At 72.8% G+C, this 26,068-nt stretch carries 26 protein-coding genes and 1 pseudogene; 14 read left to right on the top strand and 13 right to left on the bottom strand.

Annotated features, from left to right (window positions below; translation table 11 throughout):
• Positions 1-296: 296 nt before the first annotated feature.
• Positions 297-752, bottom strand: coding sequence for an ATP-binding protein (locus ACWER9_RS24460; protein WP_452304027.1), 456 nt, complete (start codon positions 750-752; stop codon positions 297-299).
• A 119-nt stretch (positions 753-871) separates the two neighbouring features.
• On the opposite strand from ACWER9_RS24460, the gene macS reads away from it, so the two are divergent.
• Together macS and ACWER9_RS24450 are read left to right on the top strand one after the other, a co-directional pair.
• Positions 872-2,005, top strand: coding sequence for a MacS family sensor histidine kinase (macS, locus tag ACWER9_RS24455; RefSeq protein WP_452304026.1), 1,134 nt, complete (start codon positions 872-874; stop codon positions 2,003-2,005).
• Between the two features lie 14 nt (positions 2,006-2,019).
• On the top strand, positions 2,020-2,673 hold the full coding sequence (locus tag ACWER9_RS24450; protein WP_452304030.1) for a response regulator: 654 nt from the start codon (positions 2,020-2,022) through the stop codon (positions 2,671-2,673).
• 39 nt (positions 2,674-2,712) lie between these two features.
• On the opposite strand, the gene ACWER9_RS24445 is transcribed toward ACWER9_RS24450, so the two are convergent.
• The 3 genes from ACWER9_RS24445 to ACWER9_RS24435 form a co-directional block, all read right to left on the bottom strand.
• A complete protein-coding gene (locus tag ACWER9_RS24445) occupies positions 2,713-3,285 on the bottom strand; it encodes a DUF5709 domain-containing protein (RefSeq protein ID WP_363614986.1) in 573 nt (190 codons plus the stop codon).
• Positions 3,286-3,374: 89 nt separating this feature from the next.
• A complete protein-coding gene (locus ACWER9_RS24440) occupies positions 3,375-4,175 on the bottom strand; it encodes an ATP-binding protein (RefSeq protein ID WP_452304025.1) in 801 nt (266 codons plus the stop codon).
• The gene (locus ACWER9_RS24435; protein WP_452304024.1) at positions 4,175-5,173 is read right to left on the bottom strand and encodes an SDR family oxidoreductase; all 999 of its coding nucleotides are present in this window, start codon (positions 5,171-5,173) and stop codon (positions 4,175-4,177) included. Before ACWER9_RS24435 ends, ACWER9_RS24440 begins: the two co-directional genes overlap by 1 nt.
• A 224-nt stretch (positions 5,174-5,397) precedes the next feature.
• On the opposite strand from ACWER9_RS24435, the gene ACWER9_RS24430 reads away from it, so the two are divergent.
• Positions 5,398-6,597 (top strand): glycosyltransferase, encoded by a 1,200-nt coding sequence (locus ACWER9_RS24430; RefSeq protein ID WP_452304023.1) that lies wholly within the window; start codon positions 5,398-5,400, stop codon positions 6,595-6,597.
• 29 nt (positions 6,598-6,626) lie between these two features.
• Here ACWER9_RS24430 and ACWER9_RS24425 read toward each other — a convergent pair whose 3' ends face one another.
• From ACWER9_RS24425 to aroA, 4 genes are all read right to left on the bottom strand, one after another.
• Positions 6,627-7,514: a hypothetical protein gene (locus tag ACWER9_RS24425; RefSeq protein WP_452304022.1), complete on the bottom strand. Its 888-nt coding sequence runs from the start codon at positions 7,512-7,514 to the stop codon at positions 6,627-6,629.
• A 26-nt stretch (positions 7,515-7,540) separates the two neighbouring features.
• Positions 7,541-8,359, bottom strand: coding sequence for a histidinol-phosphatase (hisN, locus tag ACWER9_RS24420; protein ID WP_452304021.1), 819 nt, complete (start codon positions 8,357-8,359; stop codon positions 7,541-7,543).
• Between the two features lie 28 nt (positions 8,360-8,387).
• Positions 8,388-9,383 carry a ribosome small subunit-dependent GTPase A gene (gene rsgA / locus ACWER9_RS24415; protein WP_452304029.1) on the bottom strand — a complete coding sequence of 332 codons (996 nt, stop codon included), beginning with the start codon at positions 9,381-9,383 and terminating at the stop codon, positions 8,388-8,390.
• A gap of 136 nt (positions 9,384-9,519) precedes the next feature.
• Entirely contained in the window at positions 9,520-10,821 is a 1,302-nt protein-coding gene (gene aroA / locus ACWER9_RS24410) for a 3-phosphoshikimate 1-carboxyvinyltransferase (RefSeq protein WP_452304020.1), read from the bottom strand.
• A 102-nt stretch (positions 10,822-10,923) separates the two neighbouring features.
• On the opposite strand from aroA, the gene ACWER9_RS24405 reads away from it, so the two are divergent.
• From ACWER9_RS24405 to rsrA, 5 genes are all read left to right on the top strand, one after another.
• Positions 10,924-11,634: an SOS response-associated peptidase gene (locus ACWER9_RS24405; protein WP_452304019.1), complete on the top strand. Its 711-nt coding sequence runs from the start codon at positions 10,924-10,926 to the stop codon at positions 11,632-11,634.
• A 196-nt stretch (positions 11,635-11,830) separates the two neighbouring features.
• A complete protein-coding gene (locus ACWER9_RS24400) occupies positions 11,831-12,223 on the top strand; it encodes a WhiB family transcriptional regulator (RefSeq protein ID WP_452304018.1) in 393 nt (130 codons plus the stop codon).
• A gap of 51 nt (positions 12,224-12,274) precedes the next feature.
• Positions 12,275-12,892, top strand: a complete 618-nt coding sequence (locus tag ACWER9_RS24395) for an alpha/beta hydrolase family protein (RefSeq protein ID WP_452304017.1) — start codon at positions 12,275-12,277, stop codon at positions 12,890-12,892.
• A 224-nt stretch (positions 12,893-13,116) separates the two neighbouring features.
• Positions 13,117-13,941, top strand: a complete 825-nt coding sequence (locus ACWER9_RS24390) for a sigma-70 family RNA polymerase sigma factor (RefSeq protein WP_112583674.1) — start codon at positions 13,117-13,119, stop codon at positions 13,939-13,941.
• 1 nt (position 13,942) lies between these two features.
• Positions 13,943-14,230 carry a mycothiol system anti-sigma-R factor gene (rsrA, locus tag ACWER9_RS24385; protein ID WP_030336658.1) on the top strand — a complete coding sequence of 96 codons (288 nt, stop codon included), beginning with the start codon at positions 13,943-13,945 and terminating at the stop codon, positions 14,228-14,230.
• A gap of 120 nt (positions 14,231-14,350) precedes the next feature.
• Here rsrA and ACWER9_RS24380 read toward each other — a convergent pair whose 3' ends face one another.
• A complete protein-coding gene (locus ACWER9_RS24380) occupies positions 14,351-14,425 on the bottom strand; it encodes a 50S ribosomal protein bL37 (RefSeq protein ID WP_369814844.1) in 75 nt (24 codons plus the stop codon).
• 221 nt (positions 14,426-14,646) lie between these two features.
• Here ACWER9_RS24380 and ACWER9_RS24375 point away from each other — a divergent pair, with 221 nt between their 5' ends.
• Both ACWER9_RS24375 and ACWER9_RS24370 read left to right on the top strand, forming a co-directional pair.
• Complete coding sequence (locus ACWER9_RS24375) at positions 14,647-14,868, top strand: biotin/lipoyl-binding carrier protein (protein WP_208648903.1); 222 nt, start codon at positions 14,647-14,649, stop codon at positions 14,866-14,868.
• Positions 14,865-15,374 carry a GNAT family N-acetyltransferase gene (locus ACWER9_RS24370; protein ID WP_452304016.1) on the top strand — a complete coding sequence of 170 codons (510 nt, stop codon included), beginning with the start codon at positions 14,865-14,867 and terminating at the stop codon, positions 15,372-15,374. Before ACWER9_RS24375 ends, ACWER9_RS24370 begins: the two co-directional genes overlap by 4 nt.
• Here the strand turns inward: ACWER9_RS24370 and ACWER9_RS24365 are convergent.
• A pseudogene (locus ACWER9_RS24365) lies at positions 15,371-16,015 on the bottom strand (TetR/AcrR family transcriptional regulator); the annotation flags it as partial. The gene ACWER9_RS24370 and the pseudogene ACWER9_RS24365 sit on opposite strands and share 4 nt — an antisense overlap.
• Positions 16,016-16,126: 111 nt before the next feature.
• Here ACWER9_RS24365 and ACWER9_RS24360 point away from each other — a divergent pair.
• Entirely contained in the window at positions 16,127-17,713 is a 1,587-nt protein-coding gene (locus ACWER9_RS24360) for an MDR family MFS transporter (RefSeq protein ID WP_452304015.1), read from the top strand.
• 100 nt (positions 17,714-17,813) lie between these two features.
• On the opposite strand, the gene ACWER9_RS24355 is transcribed toward ACWER9_RS24360, so the two are convergent.
• Complete coding sequence (locus ACWER9_RS24355) at positions 17,814-19,646, bottom strand: tetratricopeptide repeat protein (RefSeq protein ID WP_452304014.1); 1,833 nt, start codon at positions 19,644-19,646, stop codon at positions 17,814-17,816.
• A gap of 189 nt (positions 19,647-19,835) precedes the next feature.
• Between ACWER9_RS24355 and ACWER9_RS24350 the strand changes: the two genes are divergently transcribed.
• Positions 19,836-20,867, top strand: coding sequence for an SIS domain-containing protein (locus ACWER9_RS24350; protein ID WP_452304028.1), 1,032 nt, complete (start codon positions 19,836-19,838; stop codon positions 20,865-20,867).
• Between the two features lie 25 nt (positions 20,868-20,892).
• Entirely contained in the window at positions 20,893-22,485 is a 1,593-nt protein-coding gene (locus ACWER9_RS24345; RefSeq protein ID WP_452304013.1) for a histidine kinase N-terminal domain-containing protein, read from the top strand.
• Positions 22,486-22,522: 37 nt separating this feature from the next.
• Here ACWER9_RS24345 and ACWER9_RS24340 read toward each other — a convergent pair whose 3' ends face one another.
• A complete protein-coding gene (locus tag ACWER9_RS24340; protein WP_452304012.1) occupies positions 22,523-24,031 on the bottom strand; it encodes a glycosyltransferase family 39 protein in 1,509 nt (502 codons plus the stop codon).
• 36 nt (positions 24,032-24,067) lie between these two features.
• Entirely contained in the window at positions 24,068-24,970 is a 903-nt protein-coding gene (locus ACWER9_RS24335) for an aldo/keto reductase (protein WP_452304011.1), read from the bottom strand.
• Positions 24,971-25,035: 65 nt separating this feature from the next.
• Here ACWER9_RS24335 and ACWER9_RS24330 point away from each other — a divergent pair, with 65 nt between their 5' ends.
• Positions 25,036-25,947 carry an ArsR family transcriptional regulator gene (locus ACWER9_RS24330; protein WP_452304010.1) on the top strand — a complete coding sequence of 304 codons (912 nt, stop codon included), beginning with the start codon at positions 25,036-25,038 and terminating at the stop codon, positions 25,945-25,947.
• Positions 25,948-26,068: the final 121 nt, after the last annotated feature.

Genomic DNA, 26,068 nt, shown 5'->3' with positions numbered 1-26,068 from the left:
GGCGGCCAGATCTTGCATGAGTCACTCGTCGATCACCGACGTCGAACCCTACCGATGCCAACCTCCCGGAACCGGCCCACCTATAGAAGCGTCGCGGCCGACCCCGGGCGGTCGCGGTCGATCATGGAGTTGTGGTGCCGGATTTGGGGCTGCTTGAGGGCTTTGTCACCCACCACAACTCCATGATCGACGGGACAGGGCGGGGCGGGGCTGGGGCGGGCGGGGGCTGGGCGGGGTGGGGCGGGGCTGGGTGGGGCGGGGCTGGGTGGGGTGGGGCTGGGTGGGGTGGGGGTGGGTTATCTCGGGGTGGGGTTTTGGCTGGTTAGGCCGGTGGTGATGCGGACGGTGGTGCCGGCGGCGCCGGTGACGACCTCCATCGCATCGGTCAACTCGCGGGCCAGCCAGAGGCCCCAGCCGCCGGCGGTGTCCGGGGCTGGCCGAGTGCGGTCGCCAAGCCGCTGCGGGCTGATCCCGTGCCCGTGGTCGGCGATCTCGCAGACCAGTACGTCCGACTCGCGCCAGAGCCGCAACCAACCGCGCCCACCGCCGTGTCGCACCGCGTTGGTGATCAGTTCGTTGATCGCGAGCACGAAGTCGTCAAGCCCTTGGCCGGTGAGGCCCGAGGCGTGCGCGCAGGAGGTGACCGAGTGTCGAATCTCGGTCACCTGGGCCTGGTCAAAGGCTTCGGCGATCAGGAGGGCAGGTTCGATGGGCACAACCGTACGCGGTGCGTGCGGATCTGCGTTCGTCATGGGCCCGTCCCGGCGGCGCATCTCGGAGTATTTCGCGGCTTTTCCACCGTACGTCAGGGTTTCCCGAACCGCACTCGCTGCTCGCCGTGTGGCGGCCCGGTTGTGGCATCCTGACCGCCATGCCGTCGCCGCCGGGTGGGTTCGAGGTGCCGCTGTGGCGTGCGCTCGCCGTGTTCCGACTGGCCTCCCTGGCGTACGTCTGCGCGCTCGCGGTGCGCGACGCCGACGAGTACGCCCATCCGTACGCGGTCGGTGCCCTGATCCTGCTGATGGTCGTCTGGACCGGGGCGACCGCGGTCGGGTACGCCCGACCGGCCTGGCGGCGCTGGCCGCTGCTGCTTGCCGACCTCGGGGTGGTGGTGGCCATCGTGCTCGCCACTCCGTGGGTGGTCGGTCGGACGGCGCTCACGCACGGCGTACCCACTCTGGGGGTGGCCTGGATGGCCGGCCCGGTGCTGGCCTGGGCCGTCTCCGGCGGTCGGCGGCGGGGCACGGTGGCCGCGCTGCTCGTCGCCGGCGCGGACCTGGCCACCCGGGAGCGGATCGGCCAGTCCTCGTTCACCGGGGTGATCCTGATGCTGCTCGCCGGGGTGGTGGTCGGGCACGTGGCCCGGCTGGCGGCCAGCGCCGAGGAGCGCCTGCAACGTGCGGTGGAGTTGGAGGCCGCGACCCGGGAGCGGGAGCGGCTGGCCCGGGACATCCACGACTCGGTGCTCCAGGTGCTCGCGCTCGTGCAGCGGCGCGGCGCCGACCTGCCCGGGGAGGCCGGCGAGCTGGCTCGGCTGGCCGGTGAGCAGGAGGCCGCGCTGCGGGCGCTGATCGCCGGCAGCGGCCCGGCGGCCGGCAGCCTTCCGGACGGGGGTGAGGCGGTGGACCTGCGGACCCTGCTCGGCCGGTACGCCTCGGCGGCGGTGGCGCTCTCCGCCCCGGCCACTCCCGTGCCGCTGCCCCGACGGGTGGCCGGAGAGTTGGCCGCGGCGACAGGTGCGGCGCTTGACAACGTGGGGCGGCACGCCGGTGGCCGGGCCTGGGTGCTGATCGAGGACGAGGGGACGACGGTGACGGTGTCGATTCGCGACGAGGGGCCGGGCATCCCGGACGGCCGGCTGGCCGAGGCCGCCGCCCAGGGTCGGCTCGGTGTGACCCAGTCGATCCAGGGCCGGGTGGCCGACGTGGGCGGGTCGGTCCGGATCGTGTCCGCCCCCGAGGCGGGCACCGAGATCGAGCTGAGCGTGCCGAGGTCACCGCGGTGAACCAGGTCCGGGTGATGGTGGTGGACGACCATCCGATGTGGCGGGAGGGGGTGGCCCGGGACTTGACCGAGGCCGGCTTCCTGGTGGTGGCGACAAGCGGCGAGGGGCGACAGGCCATCCGGGTGGCCGCCGCCGCCCGACCCGATGTCGTCGTCCTCGACCTGCAACTACCGGACATCTCCGGTGTCGAGGTGATCCTGGGCCTGCGCGCGGCGTTGCCCGCCGTACGGGTGCTGATGCTCAGCGCCAGCGGGGAGCACCAGAGTGTGCTGGACGCGGTCAAGGCCGGCGCCACCGGCTATCTGGTGAAGTCGACGGCGCCCGCCGAGTTTCTGGAGGCGGTCCACCGCACCGCGGCCGGCGACACGGTCTTCACCCCCGGCCTGGCCGGGCTGGTGCTCGGCGAGTACCGCCGGCTGGCCGCCGGACCGGGGCGGGGGACCGGCCCGGCCGGCGCTGCCGAACCGACGGCGCCGCAGCTCACCGACCGGGAGACGGAGGTGCTGCGGCTGGTGGCGAAGGGGATGTCGTACAAGCAGATCGCCCAGCGGCTCGGCCTGTCGCACCGGACCGTGCAGAACCACGTCCAGAACACGCTTGGCAAGCTGCAACTGCACAACCGGGTCGAGCTGACCCGGTACGCCATCGAACGCGGCCTAGACAACTGAGCAGACGCCGGACTGAACGGCCGCCAGACCGAGCAGATGTCAGACCGAGCGCGGCGGCTCGGTCTCGTGGATGGCCAACTCCTCGGCGGTCGCGCCGCCTCCGGCCGATCCGGCGTCGTACGCCACCGAGTCGGTCTCCTGGTCGGTGTGCGACCCCTCGTCCGGCTCCACCAGCCGACCCACCGTGGCGTCGGCCACCGTGCCGAGCTGTCCGTGGTCGTAGAGGGAGACGGGCGAGTTCGGGTCCGAGGTCGGCCCGGGATCCATCACGTCGGCGTCCAACTGGGCCTCCGCCGCGGCTTCCAGGTTGTCCGCCTCGAAGGCGATCTTCGGGTCGATCGTGCCGGCCAGTGGGTCGTCCGCCGGGCGCTCGTAGACCTCGCGGTCGAGCTTGTAGTCCAACGACTCACCGTCGAGCTGCTCCTCGGCGGTCGTGCCGAACCGGTCCACCGCCACCGGCGTCCGGTCGCCGGGCAGCTGGGCCGGGTCGGGGCCGTCGGCCTCACGCCCGGTGAGGACGTCGTCGTTGGCGCTCGAGTCGTCATCGGCGGTGTCGGGCAGCCCCTGCGCCTCGGTGTCGGACACGGGGGTCGGGTACTCGTTGTCGCGCATGTCTGATCACTACCCGCTGCCCTCCCGCCGTAACCGGGCGAGCCCCGGCGGTACGGCGTAGAACCGGGCGCCGATCGCGAAAGGCCCCGTCAGGCGGCTTCGTCGTCCGGGTGCAGCACACACCAGACGACCTTGCCGTCCGGTACGACACTGCTGCCCCAGCGACGGGTCACCGTGTCGATGAGCAGCAGGCCCCGGCCGCCGGCTCGGGTCGGTGGGGATATCCCGCCGAACGTGGGCCGGCGCGGGGAGTGGTCGCGAACCGCCAGGTGCAGGGTGTCCTCCCGAGGCGCCAGCCGAACCGTCATCGGAGTCTGGGCGTGCGCCACCACGTTGTTGACCATCTCGGTGATCGCGATGCACGCCGGGTCGGTGAGCGTCGCCATGCCCCAGCGCGCGCAACCGGTGGTGACCAGCTCGCGCGCCTGCCTGGCGGCGCCGACCGTCGGGGTCAGGTCGGCGGTGAGCACGGCCGCGAGTGGCGCTGTGCGGAGCGCGGCAAGCGCGCCGTCCACGGTCGGCCAGGTCGGTACGCCAGCCACCGTGGTCGGCCCGGCGTCCGCGTCGGCGGTTCCGTCCACCGTCGGGTCACCCACCAGTAGGTCGGCGGCGGGCCAGTCGGCGATCTCCCGACGGACGTCGGCGAAGACGCCCCGCCCGACGGGGTCCACGCCCCGCAGGCCGCTCACGTCGACGACCACCGGGCCGGGCCGCGCCACGAGGCGGGCGAGCAGCGCGCCGCGTACCGCCTCGGCTGCGGAGGCGTCGAGCACCCCGGTCAGCCGGACCAGCGCCGACGACTCGTCGACTTCCACGAGACAGCTCGACATGATCGCCCCATTGTGCGCGCCGGTGACGGTGAGCGCATTCGGGCGCTCGACGTCGGCCATCAGCGGTCCGACCGGGAGCGGCGGTTGATGGCGGCCAGGGTGCCGACAGCGGTGCCGGCTGCGGCCAGACCGAACGCGGCGGTCATCCGCACCAACTGTCGCCGTCGACCGTGCCAGCCCCCGTCCACGCGCGCCTGGGCGTCGGCGTCGAATACGTTGCCGCTGCTGTCCACCCGGGCGCCCGGGCCGAACTGTGTGCGCTGGGCGTACCAGCCGAGGGTGCGCTCCACGAGCGCGGGCGCCAACCGCCACTGCAGACCGATCAGCCGGGCCGCGCCACCGGCGTACGCCTCGCGGCGGGGTCGGCGCAGCAGCCGGACGATGGTCTCGGCGACCACCTCCGGTGGGTAGATCGGGGGAGGCGGCATCAGCTCCCGGCCGCTGTGGTTGCCGGAGTGCCGGAAGAACGGGGTGTCGATGGTGGCCGGCAGCACGGTGCAGACGGAGATCTGCCCGCGACCGGTGACCCGCAGCTCCTGGCGGACGGTGTCGGCAAGCCCGCGGATGCCGTGCTTGGTGGCGTTGTACGCCGACTGGTAGGGCATCGCCACCTCGGCCAGCACCGAGGCGTTGTTGACGAGCACGCCGCCACCGGCGGCGCCCAGGTAGGGCAGGGCCGCCTTGATGCCGTGCACCGCCCCGAGCAGGTTCACCTCCAGCACCCGGCGGAACTCGGCGACCGGGATCTCGTCGAACAGACCCACGGCGCTCACCGCGGCGTTGTTCACCCAGGCGTCGATCCGGCCGAACTCGGCCGCCGCCTGATCGGCCAGCCGTCGCACCGACTCCAGCTCGGTCACGTCGGTCGGTACGACGAGCGCCCGTCCGCCCAACGCCCGGCAGCGCTCGGCGACCTGTAGCAGGGCGGGCTCACTGCGGGCGGCCAGCACGACGGCGGCACCACGGCGGGCCAACGCGTATGCGGTAGCCGTGCCGATCCCGCTGGACGCGCCGGTGATGACCACTGTCGAATCGTCGAGGCTGCGGGTCAGCGGCATTCCTGAGCGGTACCCCGGGCCGGAGCTGGTCACACCGGCCACGGCCTGTCGATCATCGTCGAACCGACCGGTCGCGTGTCGCGTGTGCTTGCCGTGGCGCAAGTGTCGGTGGCACTCGCGCTGACTCTTCCTGATCTGCCAGGTTTGGGCTCAGCGTCGCGGGGTTAATGGGACGCTCTGACCGGGAGGACCACCGCCGAGGAAAGATCGCAGGGAGGTGACCCATGCGCGTCGGCCTCGTCTGCGCGCACGCCAGTTCCTATCGCCACGCCGACGGCCCGCCGGTCGGCACCCGACAGCACATCGCGCGGGTCGCCGCCGAGCTGGCCGAGCGAGGCCATGACGTCCGGCTCTACGACCGCCGGGACGACCCGGCGCTGCCGGCGACGACGAACATGGACGGCTATCAGGTGCACCAGGTGCCCGCCGGCCCGCCCACCCCACTGCCCACCGCCGAGCTGATCCCGTACGTGACGGAGGTCGGCCGGTGGCTTGCCGACGAGTGGTCGGGTGGCTGGCGGCCCGAGGTGGTGCACGGGCACTACTGGGTCGGTGGCCTGGCCGCCGCGCACGCCGTTCGGGAGACCGACGTTCCGGTGGTGCAGACGTTCCACTCGCTCGGCGTCGAGCAGCTGCGCCACCTGGGCGGCCACTACGACGGGCCGGGTCAGCGGATCACGCTCGAGCGCGCGTTGACCCGGGCGGTCGACATCGCCGTGGCGCAGTCCAACGACGAGGTCGACGAGTTGACCCGGATGGGCCTGCAACGCAGCTCCGTGGCGTTGGTGCCGGCCGGCGTCGACATCGAGCAGTTCCACCCCGACGGCGAGGCCGCACCGCGCGAGCAACGGCCCCGCATCCTCTCGGTGGGTTCACTCGCCGCCGGGCACGGCCAGGAGGACCTGATCCGGGCGATGCGGCTGGTCGGTGACGCCGAGTTGGTGATCGCCGGCGGCCCGCCGGCCGACCAACTGGCCAACCACGCCGAGGCGCGGCGGCTGCGCGAGCTTGCCGAACAGATCGGCGTCGTCGACCAGGTACGGCTCGTCGGGGCGGTGCCGCACGACCAGATGGCCACCTGGTACCGGTCGGCGGACGTGGTCGCCTGCACTCCGCACTACTCCTCCGCCGGGCGGGTCTCGCTGGAGGCGATGGCCTGCGGGGTGCCGGTGATCGGCTATGCGATGGGTGGCCTGGCCGACGCCGTCGTCGACGAGGTCACCGGCCGCCTGGTGCCCCCCGGTGACGTACGCGCACTAGGGGTCTCGATGCGCCGGCTGCTCGCCGACAACGCCGGGCGGTTCGCGTACGGGCACGCCGCGGTGGACCGGGTGCGCAGCAGCTACACGTGGGAGCGCACCGCCGGCGCGTTGGAGCGGCTCTACGAGCGGGTGGTGAGTCGCCGCAAGCCGGTCGAGGCCTGAGCGGGGGAGGTGCCGGGCGGCGCGGTTCGTCAGCCGGGCCGGCCGGCACCCACCATGGCGGGGTCCCGGCGGCGTGCCACCGAGCGGTGCTGCTGCGGTTCGGCGTACCGGGTCAGGCCGATCACCGCGGCCAGGGTGACCAGGAAGCCGACCGCGGCAAGCCACTCCCGTCCCGGCCAGATCTTGTCGTTGAGCAGCAGCAGGCCGACGATCGCGGCCGGCACCGCGCCGGCCGCGTCCATCGCGGCGACCGCGGCGGTCGTCGAGCCGCGCTGCATGGCCAGACCGAGCAAGAGCTGACCGACGATCGAGTGGGCGATCAGCAGGTAGAACAGCGGGTCGGCGAGGAACGCCTCGGCGGACGGCGCGGACGCCAGTGGTCGGGCGGCGACCGCGGCCGAGCTGAACGCCAGCCCGGCCAGTGAACCGAGGGCCACCGAACCCGGCGCCCCGTGCAGCCGGACGGCGAAGACACCGAGCACCGCGATCACGCCGAGCGCCACCAGCAGGGCGATCGAGCCGGCGGTGCCGAGCTGCTTCGACGGCGCCGGCCGGGCGGACAGCACCAGCGCGGTGATGCCCGCGAAGAGCAGCGCCAGCAGCACCACCTCCGCCGCCGGGAGCCGCCACTTCAACACCAGCACCCCGAGGACGGCGGTCACCCCGAGCCCGGCGGCCACACTTGCCTGCACGAGGAACAGCGGTAGGTCCCGACGGGCCAGGAAGGCGAGCACGAACCCGCCGATCTGACAGCCGAGGCCGACCAGGTACGTCCGGTGCCCGGCGAGGCGCAGCAGCAGGCCCGGATCGAAGGTGTGGTGGACCGTGGTGCGGGCCGCCGCCACCGACTGGAGCAGGTTGGCGAAGCCGTACGCGACGATCATCGCCGCGAGGAAGCACCAACCGGAGGAGACCACCTGGCGAGGATAGAGGTTGCCGGGGGTCAGCGCTCGGCTGGTCGATCCAGGCGGGCGAGGATGTCGGCGTGCAGTACACCGTTGGTGGCCACCACACTGCTGTCGGTGCCCGGGGCGCCGGTAGGGGACGGTCGCCCGGCCAGATCCGTGATCGCGCCACCCGCCTCGGTGACGATCGGCACCAGCGCCGCGACGTCCCACAGCGACAACTCGGGCTCGGCCATCACGTCGAGTGCGCCCTCGGCCAGCAGCATGTAACCGTAGAAGTCGCCGTACGCGCGGTTGCGCCAGCTGGCCCGCATCAGGTCGAGCACCGCGTCGAGCCGCCCGGCGCTCTCCCACCCGTTCAGGGACGAGTAGCAGAAGCTGGCGTCGTCGATCCCCCGTACCGCGGACACGCCGATCCGTTCGCCGGAATCCGGGCCCGGCCCGGCGTACGCGCCCGCGCCTGCGCTGGCCCACCACCGTCGACCGAGCGCCGGTGCGGACACCACACCGACCGCCGGCCGGTCGCCGTCGTAGAGCGCGATGAGGGTGGCCCAGATCGGTACGCCACGGACGAAGTTCTTGGTGCCGTCGATCGGGTCGATGATCCACCGCCGACCGTTCTGGTCGGCGGACGGCTGCGCGCCGTACTCCTCACCGAGCAGCCCGTCCGCCGGCCGGTGCTCGGCCAACAGGGCGCGGATCTCCCGCTCCACCGCGGTGTCGGCGTCGGAGACCGGCGTCAGGTCGGGCTTCGCCTCGACGCGCAGGTCGAGCGCGCGGAACCGGGCCGTGGCGATGGTGTCGGCCCGGTCGGCGAGCACGTGGGCGAGGGCGAGATCGGCGGCGTACCCAGTCATGCCGGCAACCTAGCCCACGCCCGTCGGGTCACTCGTCGGGCCCGCGCCGGTCACCCTCGCCCGGCCCGCGCTGGTCGCCGTCGCCGCGCGCGTCGCCCTCCCCGGCGCGGGAGGCGAGCAACCGACGGTACGACGCCAGCCGGCGCGGGTCCGCCTTACCGGCGGCCACCCAGGCGTCCAAACCGCAGTCGGCCTCGTCCGCGGTGTGTGGGCAGTTCGGTGGGCAGTCGACGGTGCCCTCGACCAGATCCGGGAAGCCGTGCAGCAGGCTGTCGGCCGAGACGTGCGCCAACCCGAAGCTGCGGATCCCGGGCGTGTCGATGATCCAGCCCGGGTCGGTGTCGACCCCGGGCACCGGCGGCAGCCGTAGCGCCACCGCGCTTGTCGAGGTGTGCCGGCCCCGGCCGATCGCGCTGACCACGCCGACGGCGCGCAGCGCGTCGGGAACGAGGCGGTTGACGAGCGTCGACTTGCCCACCCCGGAGTGCCCGACCAACACCGACACCTTGCCGCTGAGCAGCGCACGGAGCGCGTCGAGGTCGGAGTCGGGGCGGTTGAGCACGTACGGCAGCTCCAGCTCGGTGTAGTAGCCGAGCACCTCCTCCGGGCCGGCCAGGTCGGCCTTGGTGAGGCAGAGCAGCGGCTCGACGTCCGCGTCGTACGCCGCCACCAGGCAGCGGTCGATGAACCCGGTGCGCGGTGGCGGGTCGGCCAACGCGCTGACGATCACCAACTGGTCGGCGTTCGCCACCACCACCCGTTCCAGCCGACCCTCGGCGGTGGTCTCGTCGTCGTCGGCGGTGCGGCGCAGCACCGAGCGGCGCTCGGCGATCCGGACGATGCGGGCGAGCGCGCCCTCCGCGCCGGACGTGTCACCGACCAGGCTCACCCGGTCGCCGACCACCACCGACTTGCGGCCCAGCTCACGGGCCCGCATCGCGGTGACGGTGGGCAGCTCCGCGCCGACCACGCCCCGCTCGGCCCCGGAGAGCACGCAGGTGTAGCGCCCCCGGTCGACGGCGATGACGAACCCGTCGACCGCGTCGGCGTGTTGGGGGCGGGTGCGCGTACGCGGGCGCGACGACTTTCCGGGCCGGACCCGTACGTCGTCCTCGTCGTACTCCCGCCGTCTGGTCGCCAGGACCCGTCCCCTTCTCGCGTCAGCTCTTGCCGGTCACCATCGCTGACCATAGTGCCGGGAACTCGGGCATGGTCTTGGAGGTACACCCCACGTCGTCCACCTCGATGCCCGGAACGGCGAGCCCGGCCACCGCGGCGGCGTGCGCCATCCGGTGGTCGTGGTAGGTGCGGAAGGTCCCGCCACGCAGCGGGCGGGGGCGGATCTCCAACCCGTCCGGTGTCTCGGTGATGTCCGCCCCGAGCCCGCCGAACTCCCGGGCGAGCGCGGCGAGCCGGTCGGTCTCGTGGCCGCGGATGTGCCCGACACCGGTGAAGACCGACGGCGAGTCGGCGAGCATGGCCAGCGCGGTCAGCACCAGGGTCAGCTCGCCGACGTCGGACAGGTCGGCGGTCAGCCCGTGCACCACGCCGGTGCCGCGGACGGTCAGCCCGTCGGTGGAGAGGGTGACCTCGCCGCCCATCCGTTGCAGCAGCGAGCGAAGTTGCTCGACCGGCTGCCCGCTGCTGCGCGGCCAACCCTGAAGGGTCACCTCGCCGCCGGTGACGAGTGCCGCGGCGAAGAACGGCACGGCACCGGAGAGGTCCGGTTCGATGTCCCAGCCGCGCCCGGAGAGCGGGCCGGGCTCGACGGCCCAGACGTCGGGAGTGCTGTCGTCGACCGCCGCGCCGGCGGCCCGCAGCATCTGCACCGTCATCCGAAGGTGCGGCGCGGAGGGCACCGGCGGCCCGACGTGGCGTACCACGACGCCCCGGTCGAAGCGCGGGGCGGCGAGCAGCAGCCCGGAGACGAGCTGGCTGGAGGCGGACGCGTCGATCACCACCTCGCCCCCGGTGACCCGGCCGGTGCCGAGCACGGTCAGCGGGAGGCTGCCGGCGCCGGTCACGTCGATCCGGACGCCGAGCGAGCGCAGCGCATCGACGAGCGGGCCGAGCGGCCGGGTGCGGACGTACGGGTCGCCGTCGAAGGTGACCTGCCCGTCGGCCAGGCCCGCCACCGGCGGCACGAACCGCATCACGGTGCCGGCAAGCCCCACGTCGACGTGGGCGGGCCCGACCAGCGGGTGCGGTCGGATCAGCCAGCGCTCGTCGTCACTTATCGACACGTGCGCGCCCATCCCCCGCAGGCCAGCGGCCATCAACTCGGTGTCGCGGGCGCGCAGTGGTCGGGCCAGCGTCGACGGGCCGGCGGCGAGGGCGCTGAGCACCAGGGCGCGGGCGGTCATCGACTTGGAACCGGGCAGGCGCAGCGTCGCCGCCACCGGGTCGGATGCGGTCGGTGCGGTCCACGGTTGTGGCGGCCGGGTCGCGGTCAGGTTCCCCACGGTTACATTCTGCCGTGTCGGCGGGTGGGCGGCGGCGCCCGGCGTTCGTACTCCCGGTTGGCGGGACAGCCGACGGGGCCTCCGACGCGTTAGCGTGTGCCCATGTGCGGCAGGTACGCGACGACCCGGAGCGCCGGCGAGCTGAGCGCGCTGTTCGAGTCGTCCGACGACTCCGACGGCCTGGTCCGCACGGACCACAACGTCGCGCCGACCGACCCGGTGCCGCTGGTCCGGGTCAGTCCGGAGGGGCACCGCAGCCTCTGCGTCGGTCGCTGGGGGCTGTTGCCGCACTGGTCCCGGTCCGCCTCCGGGGCCGCCCGCATGATCAACGCGCGGGCGGAGACGGTGGCGACCAGTCGGGCGTACGCCGGCTCCTTCGCCCGTCGCCGCTGTCTGGTTCCGGCCGACGGCTGGTACGAGTGGGTCCGGCTGCCCGACGGCGGCCGGCAGGCGTACTTCATGACCCCCCGGGACGGCTCGGTGCTCGCCCTGGCCGGCATCTGGTCGTTCTGGGAGTCCGCGGCCGAGACCCGGCTGACGTTCAGCGTGTTGACCACCGCGGCGCTCGGCGACCTGACCGAGGTGCACGACCGGATGCCGGTGCTGCTGCCACCCGAGCGGTGGTCGTCGTGGCTCGCGCCGACCGACGAGCCGGAGCGGCTGCTCACCGCGGCCTCGGCGGAGCAGTTGGCGGGGTTGGAGATCCGCCCGGTGGGTGCGGCGGTGGGCGACGTTCGCAACGACGGCCCGCACCTGACGGCACGGGTGGCGGTAGCGCCGACGGTGACACCGCAGGAGTTGACTCTGTTCTGACGACACCGTGCATTGTCGGTCACCGATTTGCCAGGATTCCGCGCGATTCGTCTCCTAGCTGTTCAGTCATGTTCCCGGCAGACCCTTGTCCCGGTGTTGCGAAGTGCGATAGAACACAGCGCCGGTAGTGGCTGTCGTTCCGCACGGGGCGGACGGCGTGCACAGATCTTGCCGGTCCCACGGGGGAGGTGGGTGGATGACACGGGCACGTATGCCGCGCCCGCACGAGGTGGCAGCGGCGCGGCGAGATCCGCGACTGCTGCGGGCCGTGCGAGACCGGCAACAGGACGACGCGTGGCGCACCAGGGGTACCTGCCAGAGCGTCGATCCGGAGACATTCTTTCCGGCACCGAACGAGCCGGCGGACGCCGCCGTCGCGCTGTGCCGCAGCTGCGACGTGCAGGGGTCCTGCCTGGCCTGGGCCCTCGACGTCGGTGACTGTCACGGCGTGTGGGGTGGCACCACGCCACGGGAACGACGGGCGATGCTCGTCGCCTGGCGTGGCGAGGTCGACCCCGACCCGGACGCGATCGACGACGCCGGTCCGCCGGTGCGCGACCGTCTGCTCGCCCTGGTCCCGCTGAGCTGATCGGCGGTCGGGTTCGCACCCGTGGCCGGCTCGGCGACGCAGAATAGGCCGGTGCCAGTCAGCAACGAGATCGACACCCCGCGCGGTCCGGCGCGGATCGACACCGACCTGCCGGGTCGTCCGGCCACCGCACTGCTCGTCCTCGGGCACGGCGCGGGCGGCAGCGTCGACGCGCCCGACCTGCTCGCGGTCCGGGACGCGACGGTGGCGGCCGGCCTGGCGGTGGTGCGGGTGACGCAGCCCTACCGGGTCGCCGGTCGACGTGCGCCGGCCCCGGCGGGTCACCTCGACGAAGCCTGGGTGGCGGTGCTCGCCGCGCTGCGGGAGCGGCACGCCGACCTGTCGACGGTGGTTGTCGGCGGGCGTTCCAGTGGCGCCCGGGTGGCCTGCCGGACGGCCCGTGCGGTGGGCGCGGTGGGTGTGGTCGCGTTGGCCTTTCCACTGCACCCGCCGGGCCGGCCGGAGCGTTCACGGGCCGCCGAACTGGGCACCGGCCTGCCGACACTCGTCGTCAACGGTGACCGGGACCCGTTCGGGATGCCGGAGCCGGGGGTGACCGTGCAGGTGGTGAGCCGTGCCGGTGAGACGCACGATCTGCGCCGGGACCCGGCCGGCACCGGCGCCGTCGTCCGCGACTGGTTGCACGCCCGGGGTTGGGCGGACAACTGACCGGCTCGCCGGTGGGACCGTTTCCAGCGCGGGCACGGGTCGTTGCATCCGATGGTGCCGCCGGCCCGATCGGGGCCGGTGACACCAGTCCTCCCAGGCCCTTCCTGGTCCCAGCGCCGGCCGCCGTCGGGGCCGGGACCAGGAACGGGAGGGCCGGCCGGAATGCCCCAGTGGTCATCTCGCGTTACTACCCCCGGACGACTTTTCTGCGAGGGGGATGACCGGTGCCAACCGAGACACGAAGCCTGGAACGGGACGAACGGGACGCCCGGCAGCTGAAGCGGCTGCTGGATGGCCCGGAGTGGCCCGCGACGGCGGGACCGGGCGGGGTGGGTGCGGTGAGCACGGGCACACCGGCCGGAAGTGAATCTGCGGGCAGGTCCGTGCGCGTATCCTCGGCGGGAAAGCATCCGACGCGAGGGGATGTGCGGTTGACCACCGAGAAGACGGACGAGCGCAGGGCCCGATTCGAGCGGGACGCGATGCCATTCGTCGATCAGCTCTACGCTGCTGGGCTGCGGATGACACGCAACCCGGCGGATGCCGAGGACCTGGTCCAGGAGACCTACCTGAAGGCGTACGCGGCCTTCCACCAGTTCGAGCAGGGCACGAATCTGAAGGCCTGGCTCTACCGGATCCTGACCAACACCTACATCAACTCCTACCGCAAGCGGCAGCGCCAGCCGATCCAGGCGCCCACCGAGGAGATCACCGACTGGCAGCTGGCCGAGGCCGAGTCGCACACCTCGAGCGGGTTGCGCTCCGCCGAGACGGAGGCACTGGACCGGCTTCCGGACAGTGACGTCAAGGAGGCCCTCCAGCAGTTGCCGGAGGAGTTCCGCCTGGCCGTCTACCTCACCGATGTCGAGGGCTTCTCCTACAAGGAGGTCGCCGACATCATGGGCACACCGATCGGCACGGTCATGTCGCGTCTGCACCGGGGCCGTCGTAATCTGCGCAAGCTGCTCGAGCGCTACGCGGGGGAGCGGGGCTTCAGTGCTGCCCGCTCAGCGAAGGGCTCGACCGCCGCTGCCGGCCGGGAGGTGTGACGTGAGCTGTGGGGAGCCGCACGAGACGGACTGCCGCGAAGTGCTCGCGGAGGTGTATCTCTACCTGGATCTGGAGTGCGCCGACGAGCGCCGCTCGCTGATCCGGCACCACCTGGACGAGTGCGGGCCCTGCCTGCGCGAGTACGGGCTGGAGCAGGAGGTGCGGGCGCTGGTGGCGCGTTGCTGTGGCAACGAGACCGCGCCGGACGAGCTGCGCGAACGGCTGCGGGTCAAGCTCACCGAGCTGGTGGTCTTCGAGACCAGCGACTCCCGTGAGCTGGCCGACTGAGTTCGGCGCATCTGACGGACCGAAACCGGTGGCCCGGGTCGATTCGACCCGGGCCACCGGTGTGCCCGGCGTCGGCCGGGTCGGGCTGATCGGTGACGGGCCGTAGGCCCGCCGACTCGTTCAGGAGTTGGGACGCTTGCCGTGGTTCGCTGCGCTCTTCTTACGAGCCTTCTTCTTCCGGGACTTCTTCGCCATGCTGACCTCCTCGTGATGGGTCGGATCCGTCCTGCGCACGACCTCGGCGCCGATGCGGCCACCGGCGGTCCGGCGTCGGGTCCGACCCGCTGATGGTAGTGCGGTCGGCACCCGTCGCCTTCCCCAGGGCGGGCCTGCCATCCCGGCTGTGCCGCTGCGCGCCCGCCGCCTGTCGACGCATGATTGGATACATCGGCAGGCACGTCGCGAAGAGGGAGGGCCTGGACATGGCCGAGGAGATCCGCGCCGAGATGGTGGCCAACGTCTGGAAGGTCGTCGCAACGGCCGGTGACACGGTGGCCGAGGGTGACACCCTGGTGATCCTCGAGTCGATGAAGATGGAGATCCCGGTCGTCGCCGAGTCCGATGGCGTGCTCCAGCAGCTCGCCGTGCACGAGGGCGATGTCGTGCAGGACGGTGACCTGATCGCCGTGATCGCTTGACCGGCTTACGGGTCCGGCTGGCCGAGCCGGTCGACTTTCCGGCTGTTGCCCGGCTGACGGTGGCCGCGTACGAGGCGGACGGCCAGCTCAAGGGCGAGCACGGCTACGGCGTGGTGCTGGCCGACGTGTCGACCCGAGCAGCCAGTGGCACGGTACTGATCGCGGTGGACGAGGCGACCGACACGGTGCTCGGCTCGGTGACCTTCGTGTTGCCGGGCACCCGGTTCGCCGAGCTGTCCGGGCCGGGCGAGGCGGAGTTCCGGATGCTCGCGGTCGACCCCGGCGCCCAGGGGCGGGGCGTTGGCGCCGTCCTGGTCGAGGCGTGTGTCGATCGGGCCACCGGGTTGGGCTGCACGGCGGTGGTGATCTGCGTCCGGGCCGGGATGGCCGATCCGGCGCACCGGCTCTACTCGCGGCGCGGGTTCGTCCGCTCGCCGGAGAAGGACCGGTCACTGGCGCCGGGCGTGGACCTGCTCGGCCTGCGGCTGGAGCTGAAGCACGGCTGACCCGCCGAGCCCGGGTCGGCCGGGCGACGCGGGCCCGGTCGACCGCGACGCCCCACCGGGGGTCAGGCGTCGGGCTGCGTGCCGATGGCGGCCAGCAACTCGTCCGCCACCTCCAGGGCGATCTTGCGGCGTTCGTCGTCGCTGATGTGCGGTGCGCGCAGCGCGAACCAGCTGCCGTGCACCGCGAACAGGGACAGGGTGGCGCGCAGTTGGGCTCTGGGGGAGTCGTCGCCCCGGCAGAGCGCGTCGGCGAGCGTCATCATCCGGCCGCGCATCTGCTGGCCGGCGACCAGACTCTTGAGCACCGTCTGGTTCTGCTCGAAGAAGCGCATCACCGACGGCATCTCGCCGCCGAACATCGTCTCGGCGTAGCGGGCGACGAGCTCGCGCCGGGTGTCCAGGGTCGCGGGCTGCGACTCGGCCCAGGCGGTCAGCGCGTCGATCTGCTCCAGCCGGTCCTCGACGAAGCTGGCGACGATGTCGTCCTTGCTCTTGAAGTGGTAGTAGAGCGCGGCCTTGGTGACGTTGAGGCGCTCGGCGATCTCCCGGAGCGAGGTCTTCTCGTACCCCTGCTCGGTGAAGAGTTCGAGCGCGACGGCCTTGATCCGTTCCCGCGTTCCGCCGCCTGTGCTCTCGCTCACTCACGCCCTCCAAATGGCTTGACCGTTGCTCGTACCCAACTTACCGTGCGGCTAGTAAGGTGACTAGCCGGGCGGCAAGTAAGTACGGCAATCCTCGGGGGGAGCTTACCCATGACTCAAACAGCACAGGCTGGCACGCGACCCAACAACATACGGGTGGTGCTGTTCGGTCTGATGATCGCGATGATGCTCGCGATGCTCGACAACATGATCGTCAGCACGGCGCTACCGCGGATCGTGAACGAGTTCGGCGGCCTCAACCACTTCACCTGGGTGGTCACCGCGTACGTGCTGGGCACCACCGTCTCCACCCCCATCTGGGGCAAGCTCGGTGACCTCTACGGCCGCAAGTCGGTCTTCCTGACCTCGGTCGTCGTCTTCCTCGTCGGCTCGGCCCTCTGCGGCATGGCCGGCTCCGGCATGCTCGGTGGCCCGGAGGACGGCATGGTCCAGCTCATCGCCTTCCGGGCCGTGCAGGGCCTCGGCGCGGGTGGCCTCATGGTCGGCGTGATGGCGATCATCGGTGACCTGGTCCCGCCCCGTGAGCGTGGGCGCTACCAGGGCATGATCGCCGGCATCATGGCCATCGCCATGGTGGCCGGGCCGCTGGTCGGTGGCTTCATCACCGACCACCTCTCCTGGCGCTGGGCGTTCTACGTGAACCTGCCGCTTGGCGGTGTCGCGCTGCTCGTGCTGATCACCACGATGCACCTGCCGAAGTACCGCACCGAGCACCGGATCGACTGGCTCGGCGCCGGGCTGCTCTCGGTCGGCATCACCGCGATCGTGCTCATCACCACCTGGGGCGGCAACGAGTACGACTGGACGTCTCCGCAGATCTTCGGTCTGGCGGTGCTGGCTGTCGTCGCGTTGGTGGCGTTCGGGCTCGTGGAGCGCCGGGTGCAGGAGCCGATCCTGCCGTTGGGGCTCTTCGCCAACCGCAACTTCGCGGTGATCTCGGTGATCGGCTTCCTGCTCGGCTTCGCGATGTTCGGCGCGATGAACTTCCTGCCGCTGTACCAGCAGACCGTGCAGGGTGCGTCGGCGACCAACAGTGGCCTGTTGCTGCTGCCCCTGATGTTCGGCATGCTCGTCGTCTCGCTGGTCATCGGCCGGGCGATCACCAAGAACGGCAGGTACCGGGCGTATCCGATCATCGGCGGCGTGGTGATGACCGCGGGCATGGCGCTGCTGGCCATGCTCGACACCAACACCAGCAAGCTGACGTCGTCGCTCTACATGGTCGTGCTCGGCGTCGGCATGGGCTTCCTCATGCAGACGTCGATGCTGATCGCGCAGAACAGCGTCGAGCAGAAGGACCTCGGCGCGGCCAGCGGCGCGGCGACGTTCTTCCGGTCGATCGGCGGCTCGTTCGGCATCTCGTTGTTCGGCGCGATCTTCGCCAACCGGCTGGCCAACTCCGAGGGCGGCCGGGCCTTCGGCGGCGATTCCGGCGGCGCCGGGATCGATCTGGACAAGCTCAAGGAACTGCCCGCGCAGGCGCGCGAGTTGGTGCTCGGTGGTCTCTCCGACGCGATCTCGCACGTCTTCCTCTGGGCGGTGCTGTTCACCATCGTGATCCCGGTGCTCGCCTGGTTCATCAAGGAGATCCCGCTGCGCACCGCGAACGAGGCACCGCCGCAGGCCACCCCGGAGGAGGACGCCGAGGTTGCCCTCGGCAAGGCCCCGGTCGCGTAACCCCACCCGTTCCCGCGATCTTGCACTGTGTGCGGGTGCATAAGCCCTGTGTGCGGCAAAGCGCCAACAGTAAGTGCAAGATCGCGGGGAAGGGGGCGGGTCAGCGACGGCGGCGGTTTATGCGTTGCCAGAGGCGGCGCAGGGGGTTGCGGGGGCGGGGGAGCCTGGGTTCGTGGGCAGCCAGCAGTTCGGTGGCCAGCTTGGCTGTCGCCGGGTCCAACTGCGGGGCGGCGAGTGCCAGGTGCGCCAGCGAGGCGGCGATCGGGACCGGTCGGGTCCGTGCCACGGCTGCCGCGTCGGCAAGCCGCTCCGCCACCACCCGGGCCACGTCCGGGCGCACCGAGGGATCCACCCAGGCGGCCGTGACCAGGGCGAACAGCGCCGCCTCGGTGACCCAGTCCTCGACGCCCCAGATCAGATCCAGCAACACCCGGCGTCGGGTCGAGCCCTCCCACGGCTCGTCGGTGCGGTGGTGCAGCAGCCCGAGACAGGCCCACACCTGCACACCACGGACCCAGACCGACGGGTCGTGGGCCGCCAACAGCCGACCCACCGCGTTGGCCGGCGCCGCCGGCGGATGCACAAGCAGGCCGAGCAGGTCGGCCAGGTCGAGGCCGGCCAGCCCGACCGCCGCGTCGTACGCCGCCGGTGGGTGCGCCCACGCCGGGTGGGCGACCTGCCCGATCCGTTCGACGGCCGCCGCCGAGGGTGCCGCCAGCGCGGGCCTGGGGACGGCGTCCACGTAGTGCCACAACCGCTGGGCGGACGCCCGTCGGGGCTCGCGCGGGTCGGGCTCCGGTGCGCCGACGACCTCGATCCGCAGTCCGGGAGCGGTGGAGATCGCCGTCCCGACCGCGCTCGGCGGAGCGGCGGCGGGTAGGCGTACGTCACCACCGAGACCGTTGTCGTCATCGGCCACCGCCTGGCGCATCGCGTCGACAAGGGGCCCGCCGGCCGGGGTGAGCTGGCCCAGCCAGGGCCGCCCCCGGCAGCACTGGGCCAGGTCGCCGTGCTCGTGGCTGTCGTCCGGGTGGTCGCGCACGAAGTCGGCGAGCGCGACCAGATGGGCGAGGTCACCGTCGCGGAGGTGCCGCAGGCGGTGCGCGGTGTGCACCGCGCAGTCGAACGACGGATCACGCGCCAACGCCCGCTCGGTCCACTCCAACGCCTCGTCCAGCCGGCCGATCTCGGCCAGGGTGCCGGCGATGTCCGCGTAGATCGCCAGGTCGTCGGGGTCCAGCTCGACGGCCCGACCGAGGGCCGCGAGGCCGTCGCGGGTCCGGCCCGAGCTGCGGTACGCGTACCCGAGCCACACCTCGCCCATCTTCGAGGGCTGCGCGCGTACCCCCCGGGTGGCCCAGCGGACCGCCAGCTCGACCTCGCCGAGGCGCCGAGCCAGCGCGGACGCCGCGCCCAACAGCAGGCCGTGGTCGGGGTGCACGGTGGCCGCGTTGCGGGCCAGCGTCAGGTACGGGGTCAGCGGGGCCCGGCCGACCCTCGGCACCGGGTCGGGCAGTGCCGCGCACACCTGCATGAGGACGCGGGCGATGTGCTCCGGGTCCAGTCGTTCGGTCAGCTCGGGTGCGGTGACCCATGGCACGCCGGCCCACTCGGTGCTTGGCGCGTACGCGGTCGCCGCGGCAAGCAGCTCCAGCCCTTCGGCGGGGCGGCCGGCGGTGGCCAGGAGGTGGGCGCGGGCGACGACCGCACCGACGAAGGTGTGGTGGTTGAGGGGGAAGAGGTCGAGGCCACCGCCGTTCGTCGCGGCGAGCCGGGCCAGCGTCTCGTGGACCTCGGGGAGGGTGGGAGCCTGCGCCAGGGCCCCGGCGAGGTGGCCGGCGGCGTGGTGCAGGTCGCCCTCGTCGAGGGCCAGCCGGGCCAGCGCCAGCTCCTCCGTCGCGGAGAGCGCGGGGTCGTCCGTTCCCTCGGGCACGTCGTCCTCTCGTCCGGGCTAGACCGGGTACATCGGGGAAAGCCTAGTTGATATTGAGATCAACTGGTGATCACCTGCGCAGTCCTGCTCGTTAGATTGCTGAGATACGCTCAAAAGTGCAAGACTGAGCAAGAATCGCGCGGCAACCGCGCAGGGGGAGGGGTTTCCGTGACACGTCCAGGGGCTGGAATGGCCGCCGACATCGACGAGCAGCCGGCTGGCTACGCGCGCCTGCTCTCCGCTGCCAACGCCGCCGAGATCGCCCGGGTGGCGGCGGTCGTCGCCGAGCGTCGGCCACGGCACGTGGTCTTCACCGCGCGGGGCACCTCCGACCACGCGGCGCTCTACGGGGCCTACCTGACCGAGATCCGGCTCGGCCTGCCCGCCGGGCTCGCCTCGCCGAGCGTCGTCACCCTCTTCGGGGGCCGGCCCGACCTGTCCGACGCGCTCGTCGTCGGGGTCAGCCAGAGCGGCGGCTCACCCGACCTGGCCGAGGTGCTGCGCGCCGCCCGAGCGTCCGGCGCGCTGACCCTCGCGGTGACGAACGCCCCCGACTCGCCCCTGGTCGACGTCGCCGAGCTGAGCGTCGACATCGCCGCCGGGCACGAGCGGGCGGTGGCCGCCACCAAGACGTACACCGCAGAATTGCTCGCCCTGCTGATGCTCGTGGAGGGGGTCCGGGCCGGCGACGGTGTGCTGCCGAAGGCCGAACGGGAGGCGCTCGACGCGTTGCCCGAGCTGGCCACCCGCACCCTGGCCGACGGCACCCCGGCCCAGCTCGCGCCCCGCTACCGCTTCGCCCGCCAACTCGTCACCACCGGCCGGGGGTACGCGTACCCGACCGCCCGGGAGGCCGCGCTCAAGCTGATGGAGACCTCGTACCTGCCGGCGCTCGCCTTCTCCGGGGCCGACCTCCTGCACGGTCCGCTGGCGATGACCGACCCGGAGGTCCCGGTGCTCGCCGTGGTCGGCTCCGGCCCGGGCGGGCGGTCGATGGGAGAGGTGCTACCCCGCCTCGGTGAACGACGCGCCGACGTCGTGGTGGTCGGCTCCGCCGACGTGCCGGGCGCCACCCGGCTGGCCGTCCCCGAGGTCGACGAGCGGTACGCACCGCTGCTGGACATCCTGCCGATGCAGCGGTTGGCCCTCGCCCTCGCCCTCACCCGAGGCGAGGACCCGGACGCGCCGCGCGGGTTGAAGAAGGTCACCGCGACGAGGTGAGGCGCGGCGTGGCACCCTGGTCACCGTGTCCACGCTGCGCGACCTCGCCGAGGAGCACACCCATCTCCGTCCGGGCGACATCGACCACCTGCACCGGATCGCCGGCGACTGGCAACTGCTCTCCGATCTGTCCTTCGCTGACCTGCTGCTCTGGGTGCCTGTCGACGCCGACGGCACGTTCCTCTGCGTCGCCCAGGTTCGTCCCACCACCGCGCCGACCGCCTACCAGGACGACCAGGTGGGTCGGATCGTCGGCGGGTCGGAGGTCGCCCACCTGGGGGTGGCGTACTCCCAGGGCCGGATCTGGCGCGAGGGCGACCCGGTCTGGTACGGCGACGTGCCGGCCCGGCACGAGGCGATCCCGGTCCGGCTGCGTACCGCCGAGGGGGAGGCCGGCGAGGTGATCGCCGTGGTGGGGCGGGACACCAACCTGTCCACCGCGCGTACGCCCAGCCAGCTCGAACTCAACTACCTCACCACGGCCGACGACCTGGCACAGATGATCGCCGACGGCACCTTCCCGCCGCCGAGGCATCCGGGCGAGACCACCTCGGCGCCTCGGGTCGGCGACGGCCTGGTCCGGCTCGATGCCGGCGGCAAGGTCACCTACGCGAGCCCGAACGCGCAGTCCGCGTACCGCCGACTGGGGTACGCCTCCCACCTCGTGGGGGAGGACCTGGCCGCGCTGCACCGCCGGCTCGCGGGTGACCCGCTTGAGGGCACCGAGGCGGCGAACGGCATCCTGGCCGCGCTGCGCGGCGAGGGGCCGCCGCGACGGGAGATCGACGCACGGGGCGCCACCATGCTCACCCGGGCGCTGCCGTTGATGCCGGCCGGAGTGCCGATCGGCGCGCTGGTGCTGGTCCGGGACATCACCGAGGTACGCCGCCGGGACCGGGCCCTGATCACCAAGGACGCCACCATCCGGGAGATCCACCACCGGGTGAAGAACAACCTCCAGACGGTGGCCGCGCTGCTGCGGTTGCAGGCCCGCCGGGTGGCGATGCCGGAGGCGCGGGTCGCGCTCGAGGAGTCGGTCCGTCGGGTCGCCTCGATCGCCCTGGTGCACGAGACACTCTCGATGTCGAGCGACGAGGCGGTGGAGTTCGACGGCATCGTCGACCGGGTGGCCAGCGCGGCGACCGAGGTCGCGGCGACCGAGGTGAGCGTCGGCATGCGGCGGCGGGGCAGCTTCGGGGTGCTGCCGGCGGAGATCGCCACCTCGCTGGTGATGGTCCTCAACGAGTTGCTGCTCAACGCCGTCGAGCACGGCTTCCCGCCGGCCGACGAGGCGGAGGAGCCGCCCGTGCCCGCCGCCTCCGGCATGGTGCCGGTCGCCGCTCCCGAGGTCGACCCGTCGCTGCGACCCGAGGTGGTGGTCTCGGCGCACCGGTTCCGCAAGATGCTGCACGTCTCGGTGACCGACAACGGGCGTGGCCTACCTGCCGACTTCGACGCCGAACGCGGCAGCCGGCTCGGCCTCCAGATCGTCCGAGCCCTGATCACCGGGGAGCTGCGCGGCACCATCGAACTGCGCGCCGGCGCCAACGGCGGCACCGAGGCCGTGCTCGTCGTCCCGCTGGCCCGCAACGCCCAGGACGGCCGCGCGCAAGCCTGACGGGGCCGCGCGTGCCGCCATCCGGCGGCCCGCCGGGTCAGAGGTCGGGGCGGTTGGTCAGCAGGGCTACGGTCAGGCCCTTGCGCTGCCAGACCTGGGTGACGGTGAAGTCCGCACGGAGCGCGTCGCCCTTGGCATCGGGCACGGCGGCCAGCGGCTGGGCGTGTCGGCCGGAGACGACGAGCCACACCCGTGTCGTACCGGCGAGGCACTGTGCCGGTTGGGGGCACTCGGCGGCCCACAGGTCGCCGCGGCGCACCTCGTCCTCGGTGACCAGCACGTCACGTGGTGGGTCGGCGAGGTGGTACTCGATGCCGAGGTCGAGGAAGAGCCAGCTGTGCCGGGGCGAGTAGACCACCGCGTCCCCCGGTCGCTGACCGTCGGCGATCACCCGTGCCGCCCCGGCGTAGTCCACCGGCGCGCTTCGCGGCCACTCGTGGGTCCGTCGCAGCGCGGCCTGGTCGGGTAGGCCGAGCAGTCCGGCCAGGACCACCACGACGAGCGCGGCCGGCGCGGCCACGGCGGCCAGCGCCGCGCCCGCCAGCAGGCACGCGAAGGGCACCACGAACACCAGGTATCGGGGCACCCACAGGGGTACGACGCTGCCGGCGGCGAAGAGCAGCAGGACGGGCAGCAGCACCGCGCTGACCGGCAGCAGGGCGCGTCGCCCGAGCCGGGCCGCGCCCAGCGCGGCGACCCCGACCAGCAGGCCACCGACCACACTGCTCTGGGCGACGCCGCCGGGCAGCGCGGTCAGGTCGTCCAGTCGGGCCAGGTGCACCCAGTTCAACTGCCGGGACTGCTGGGTCCGGGCCTTGACCAGCAGCGGGCCGGCAAGCAGAGCGACCGGCACCACGGCGAGCAGCCACCGCCACGCCCGCCGGTCCCGCTCGGCGTCCGGGTGTGCCGCAATGGCGATGCCGGCCGCTGCCGGGCCGCGCCACCAGGCGATGAGGACGACAAGCGCGTGGGCGGCGAGCAGGGTGAGCGCGATCAGGTGGATGAGCCCGAGCGCGGCGACGGCGGCGGCGTAACCGGCCCACCGGGCCCAGCTCGGGCGACGCAGCGCCGTCACCAGCAGCACGGTGGCGAGCACGGCGAGCATGGTGGCCAGCGCGTAGGGGCGAGCCTCCTGCCCGTACCGGGAGGTGCCCGGGAGCACCGCGAACAGCAGCCCGGCGAAGAGACCGGCACGCCGGTCGGCGAGTTGGGCACCGAGCACCGCGAGCAGCCCGGCGGCCACGGTCATCGCCACCACGGCCGGCACGCGCAGGGCGATCGTGGAGTCGCCGACGAGAGTGGTCCAGCCGTGCATGAGCAGGTAGTACGGCCCGGTGGCGGCGTCGATGGTGCCGGCCAGCCGGGCCAGGTCGCCGGGTGACCTGGTGGCCGCGCTCCACGTCGCCAGTTCGTCGCGCCAGAGCTGGGCCGAGCCCAGCCCGGTCACCGTCACCACCAGGGTCACCAGCGCCGGGGGCAGCCAGACCGGCAGGCGGCGCAGGTGCTCCCACGCCGCCCCGCCCGACCTCTCGGACAATTGCCCCACGGTCCGAGCCTGCCACGGCCACCCCCTCCGTGGGCGTCAGCCGGCGGCAGGCGGTGGACGCCAGGCGGGCATCACGTCGTTCGGCCGGGCGGTCTTCGCCGGATCACGCTCCACGAGTTCGTCGAGCACGGCGTCGACCTGGGCCACCAGCTCGTCGTCGAGGCGTACCGTGGCGGCCTCGGCCGTTTCGGCGAGTTGCTCGGGCCGGGACGCGCCGACGATCGCGCCCGCCACGGTCGGCCGGCGCAGCACCCACGCCACCGCCAACTGGGCCATCGTGCAGCCGGCGGCCTCGGCGATCGGCCGGAGTCGGCGTACCCGGGAGAGCAGCAGGTCCGAGGAGTAGCGGGCGATGAACGAACCACCGAAGCCGTCGGTGGCCCGGGAGCCGGCGGGCGGACGTCGGCCGGGTTCGTACCGCCCGGTCAGCACGCCCATCGCGAGCGGCGCCCAGGCGAGTTGACCCAGGCCGAGGTCGGCGCAGGCCGGCGACACCTCGGCCTCCACCACCCGCCACAGCATCGAGTACTGCGGCTGGTTGGCGATGAACGGGATGTGCAGCTCGGCGGCGTACCGGTGCGCCTGGTAGAGGTCGACGTAGTCGGTGCCCAACCGCCGTAGCGAGGCGTGACAGCCCTCGATGATGTGCTTGCGGGACAGCCCGGCGTCGTTGGCCCCCGGCCCGACCGGCAGGCACACCTTCGTGCACAGCTCGATCGAGCTGCGCCGGACGCCGCTCAGCGCTTTACCCAACGCCTCCTCGGCCCGCCCCTGGGCGTACCTGTCGGCGGTGTCGAACGTGGTGATGCCCGCGTCCAGGGCGGCGGCCACACACGCGGCCGCCGCGTCGTCGTCGAGCTGGTTGCCGTGGGTGACCCAGTTGCCGTACGCGACCGCGCTGACGCGCAGGCCCGACCGGCCCAGTTGCCTGTACTCCATGTGCCGGGGATCCTGGGGCCGCCAAGCGCTGTCGCCGAACCGTTCGAACGTGGTCGAATCCGTGGGTGATCGAGGTTCGGTTCTCGCCCGACGACCTGAGCCGGGTCCGGTTCGTGCACTCGCCCCTGGCCGAGCTGGTGGCCAGCTCCTGGGCGTTGCGCAAGCCGACGAAGTACTGGATGCACCGCCCGTGGCGGGAGCGCGCGGAGCGGCTGCTGCCGGGGGCCGGTCTGGAACCGCTGTTGGCGGTGCTCAGGTCGGCCAATGGCTACGTGCCGGACTTCCTCACCCCGATCGGGGCGGCACCGAACCTGGCCGCCGAGCTGCGGGCGGTCGCCGGCACCGACCCGTCCCGGGTGCGGCGGCAGCTGGAGCGGGCCGGCGCCCCCCGGATCGCCCCGGACGAGCTGGTCGCGCAACTCCACAGGTACTTCACAGTGCTGATCGCACCGGACTGGCCCCGGTTGCGGGCGCTCGCGCTGGCCGACATCCGGCGGCGCACCCTGCTCGCCGCCGAGCAGGGTGGGCGCACCCTGCTCCGCGAGCTGCACCCGTTGATCCGCTGGGACGGCGCGGCGCTGCGGGTCGCCGTCGGCACGACCCGGCCGGCTGGCCTGGACGGACGCCCGTGGACGCTGCTGCCCACCTCGTTCTCCGGCCCGACGGTGCACGCGATCATGGAGGGCGACGCCGGGCCTGCCCTCTGCTATCCGCCCACCGGGCTGGGCGGGCTGTGGGATGCGCCGCCGCCAAGCGCGGCGCTGCGGGCCCTGCTCGGTGGCACCCGGGCGGCGGCGCTCTCGCTGCTCGACTCGCCGCTGAGCACCGGCGAGCTGGCCGCGATGCTGGGCCTCGCGCCGGCGACCGCGTCGCACCACCTCACCACGCTGCGGGACAACGGCCTGATCGCCGGCGTCCGACAGGGGCGGGTGGTGCGTTACGCCCGAACTGTCCTCGGTGACCAACTGGTCGGCTGAGCGCTGGCCCGTGATGTGGGATCCCGCACGCGGACATTGGCCGGCCCCCTTGGGGTGTGGCAGCATGGGCGCATGACCGCCGCAGTCGTCCGCCGCTTCGTGGCACGCCGCCACGTCGATT

It is taken from the genome of Micromonospora sp. NPDC003944 (assembly GCF_053605225.1).
The sequence above is the reverse complement of the archived record's forward strand: the minus strand, read 5'-3'. Positions and strand labels throughout refer to the sequence as shown.

Excerpts from the sequence above, each read along its gene's own strand:
- ACWER9_RS24335 (WP_452304011.1), bottom strand. The coding sequence starts at position 24,970 with ATGGAGTACAGGCAACTGGGCCGGTCGGGCCTGCGCGTCAGCGCGGTC.
- ACWER9_RS24350 (WP_452304028.1), top strand. The coding sequence starts at position 19,836 with ATGGCCGCCGACATCGACGAGCAGCCGGCTGGCTACGCGCGCCTGCTC.
- hisN (WP_452304021.1), bottom strand. The coding sequence starts at position 8,359 with ATGACTGGGTACGCCGCCGATCTCGCCCTCGCCCACGTGCTCGCCGAC.
- ACWER9_RS24435 (WP_452304024.1), bottom strand. The coding sequence starts at position 5,173 with ATGCCGCTGACCCGCAGCCTCGACGATTCGACAGTGGTCATCACCGGC.
- ACWER9_RS24440 (WP_452304025.1), bottom strand. The coding sequence starts at position 4,175 with ATGGCCGACGTCGAGCGCCCGAATGCGCTCACCGTCACCGGCGCGCAC.
- macS (WP_452304026.1), top strand. The coding sequence starts at position 872 with ATGCCGTCGCCGCCGGGTGGGTTCGAGGTGCCGCTGTGGCGTGCGCTC.
- ACWER9_RS24450 (WP_452304030.1), top strand. The coding sequence starts at position 2,020 with ATGGTGGTGGACGACCATCCGATGTGGCGGGAGGGGGTGGCCCGGGAC.
- ACWER9_RS24445 (WP_363614986.1), bottom strand. The coding sequence starts at position 3,285 with ATGCGCGACAACGAGTACCCGACCCCCGTGTCCGACACCGAGGCGCAG.
- ACWER9_RS24400 (WP_452304018.1), top strand. The coding sequence starts at position 11,831 with ATGACACGGGCACGTATGCCGCGCCCGCACGAGGTGGCAGCGGCGCGG.
- ACWER9_RS24460 (WP_452304027.1), bottom strand. The coding sequence starts at position 752 with ATGACGAACGCAGATCCGCACGCACCGCGTACGGTTGTGCCCATCGAA.
- ACWER9_RS24430 (WP_452304023.1), top strand. The coding sequence starts at position 5,398 with ATGCGCGTCGGCCTCGTCTGCGCGCACGCCAGTTCCTATCGCCACGCC.
- ACWER9_RS24405 (WP_452304019.1), top strand. The coding sequence starts at position 10,924 with ATGTGCGGCAGGTACGCGACGACCCGGAGCGCCGGCGAGCTGAGCGCG.
- ACWER9_RS24360 (WP_452304015.1), top strand. The coding sequence starts at position 16,127 with ATGACTCAAACAGCACAGGCTGGCACGCGACCCAACAACATACGGGTG.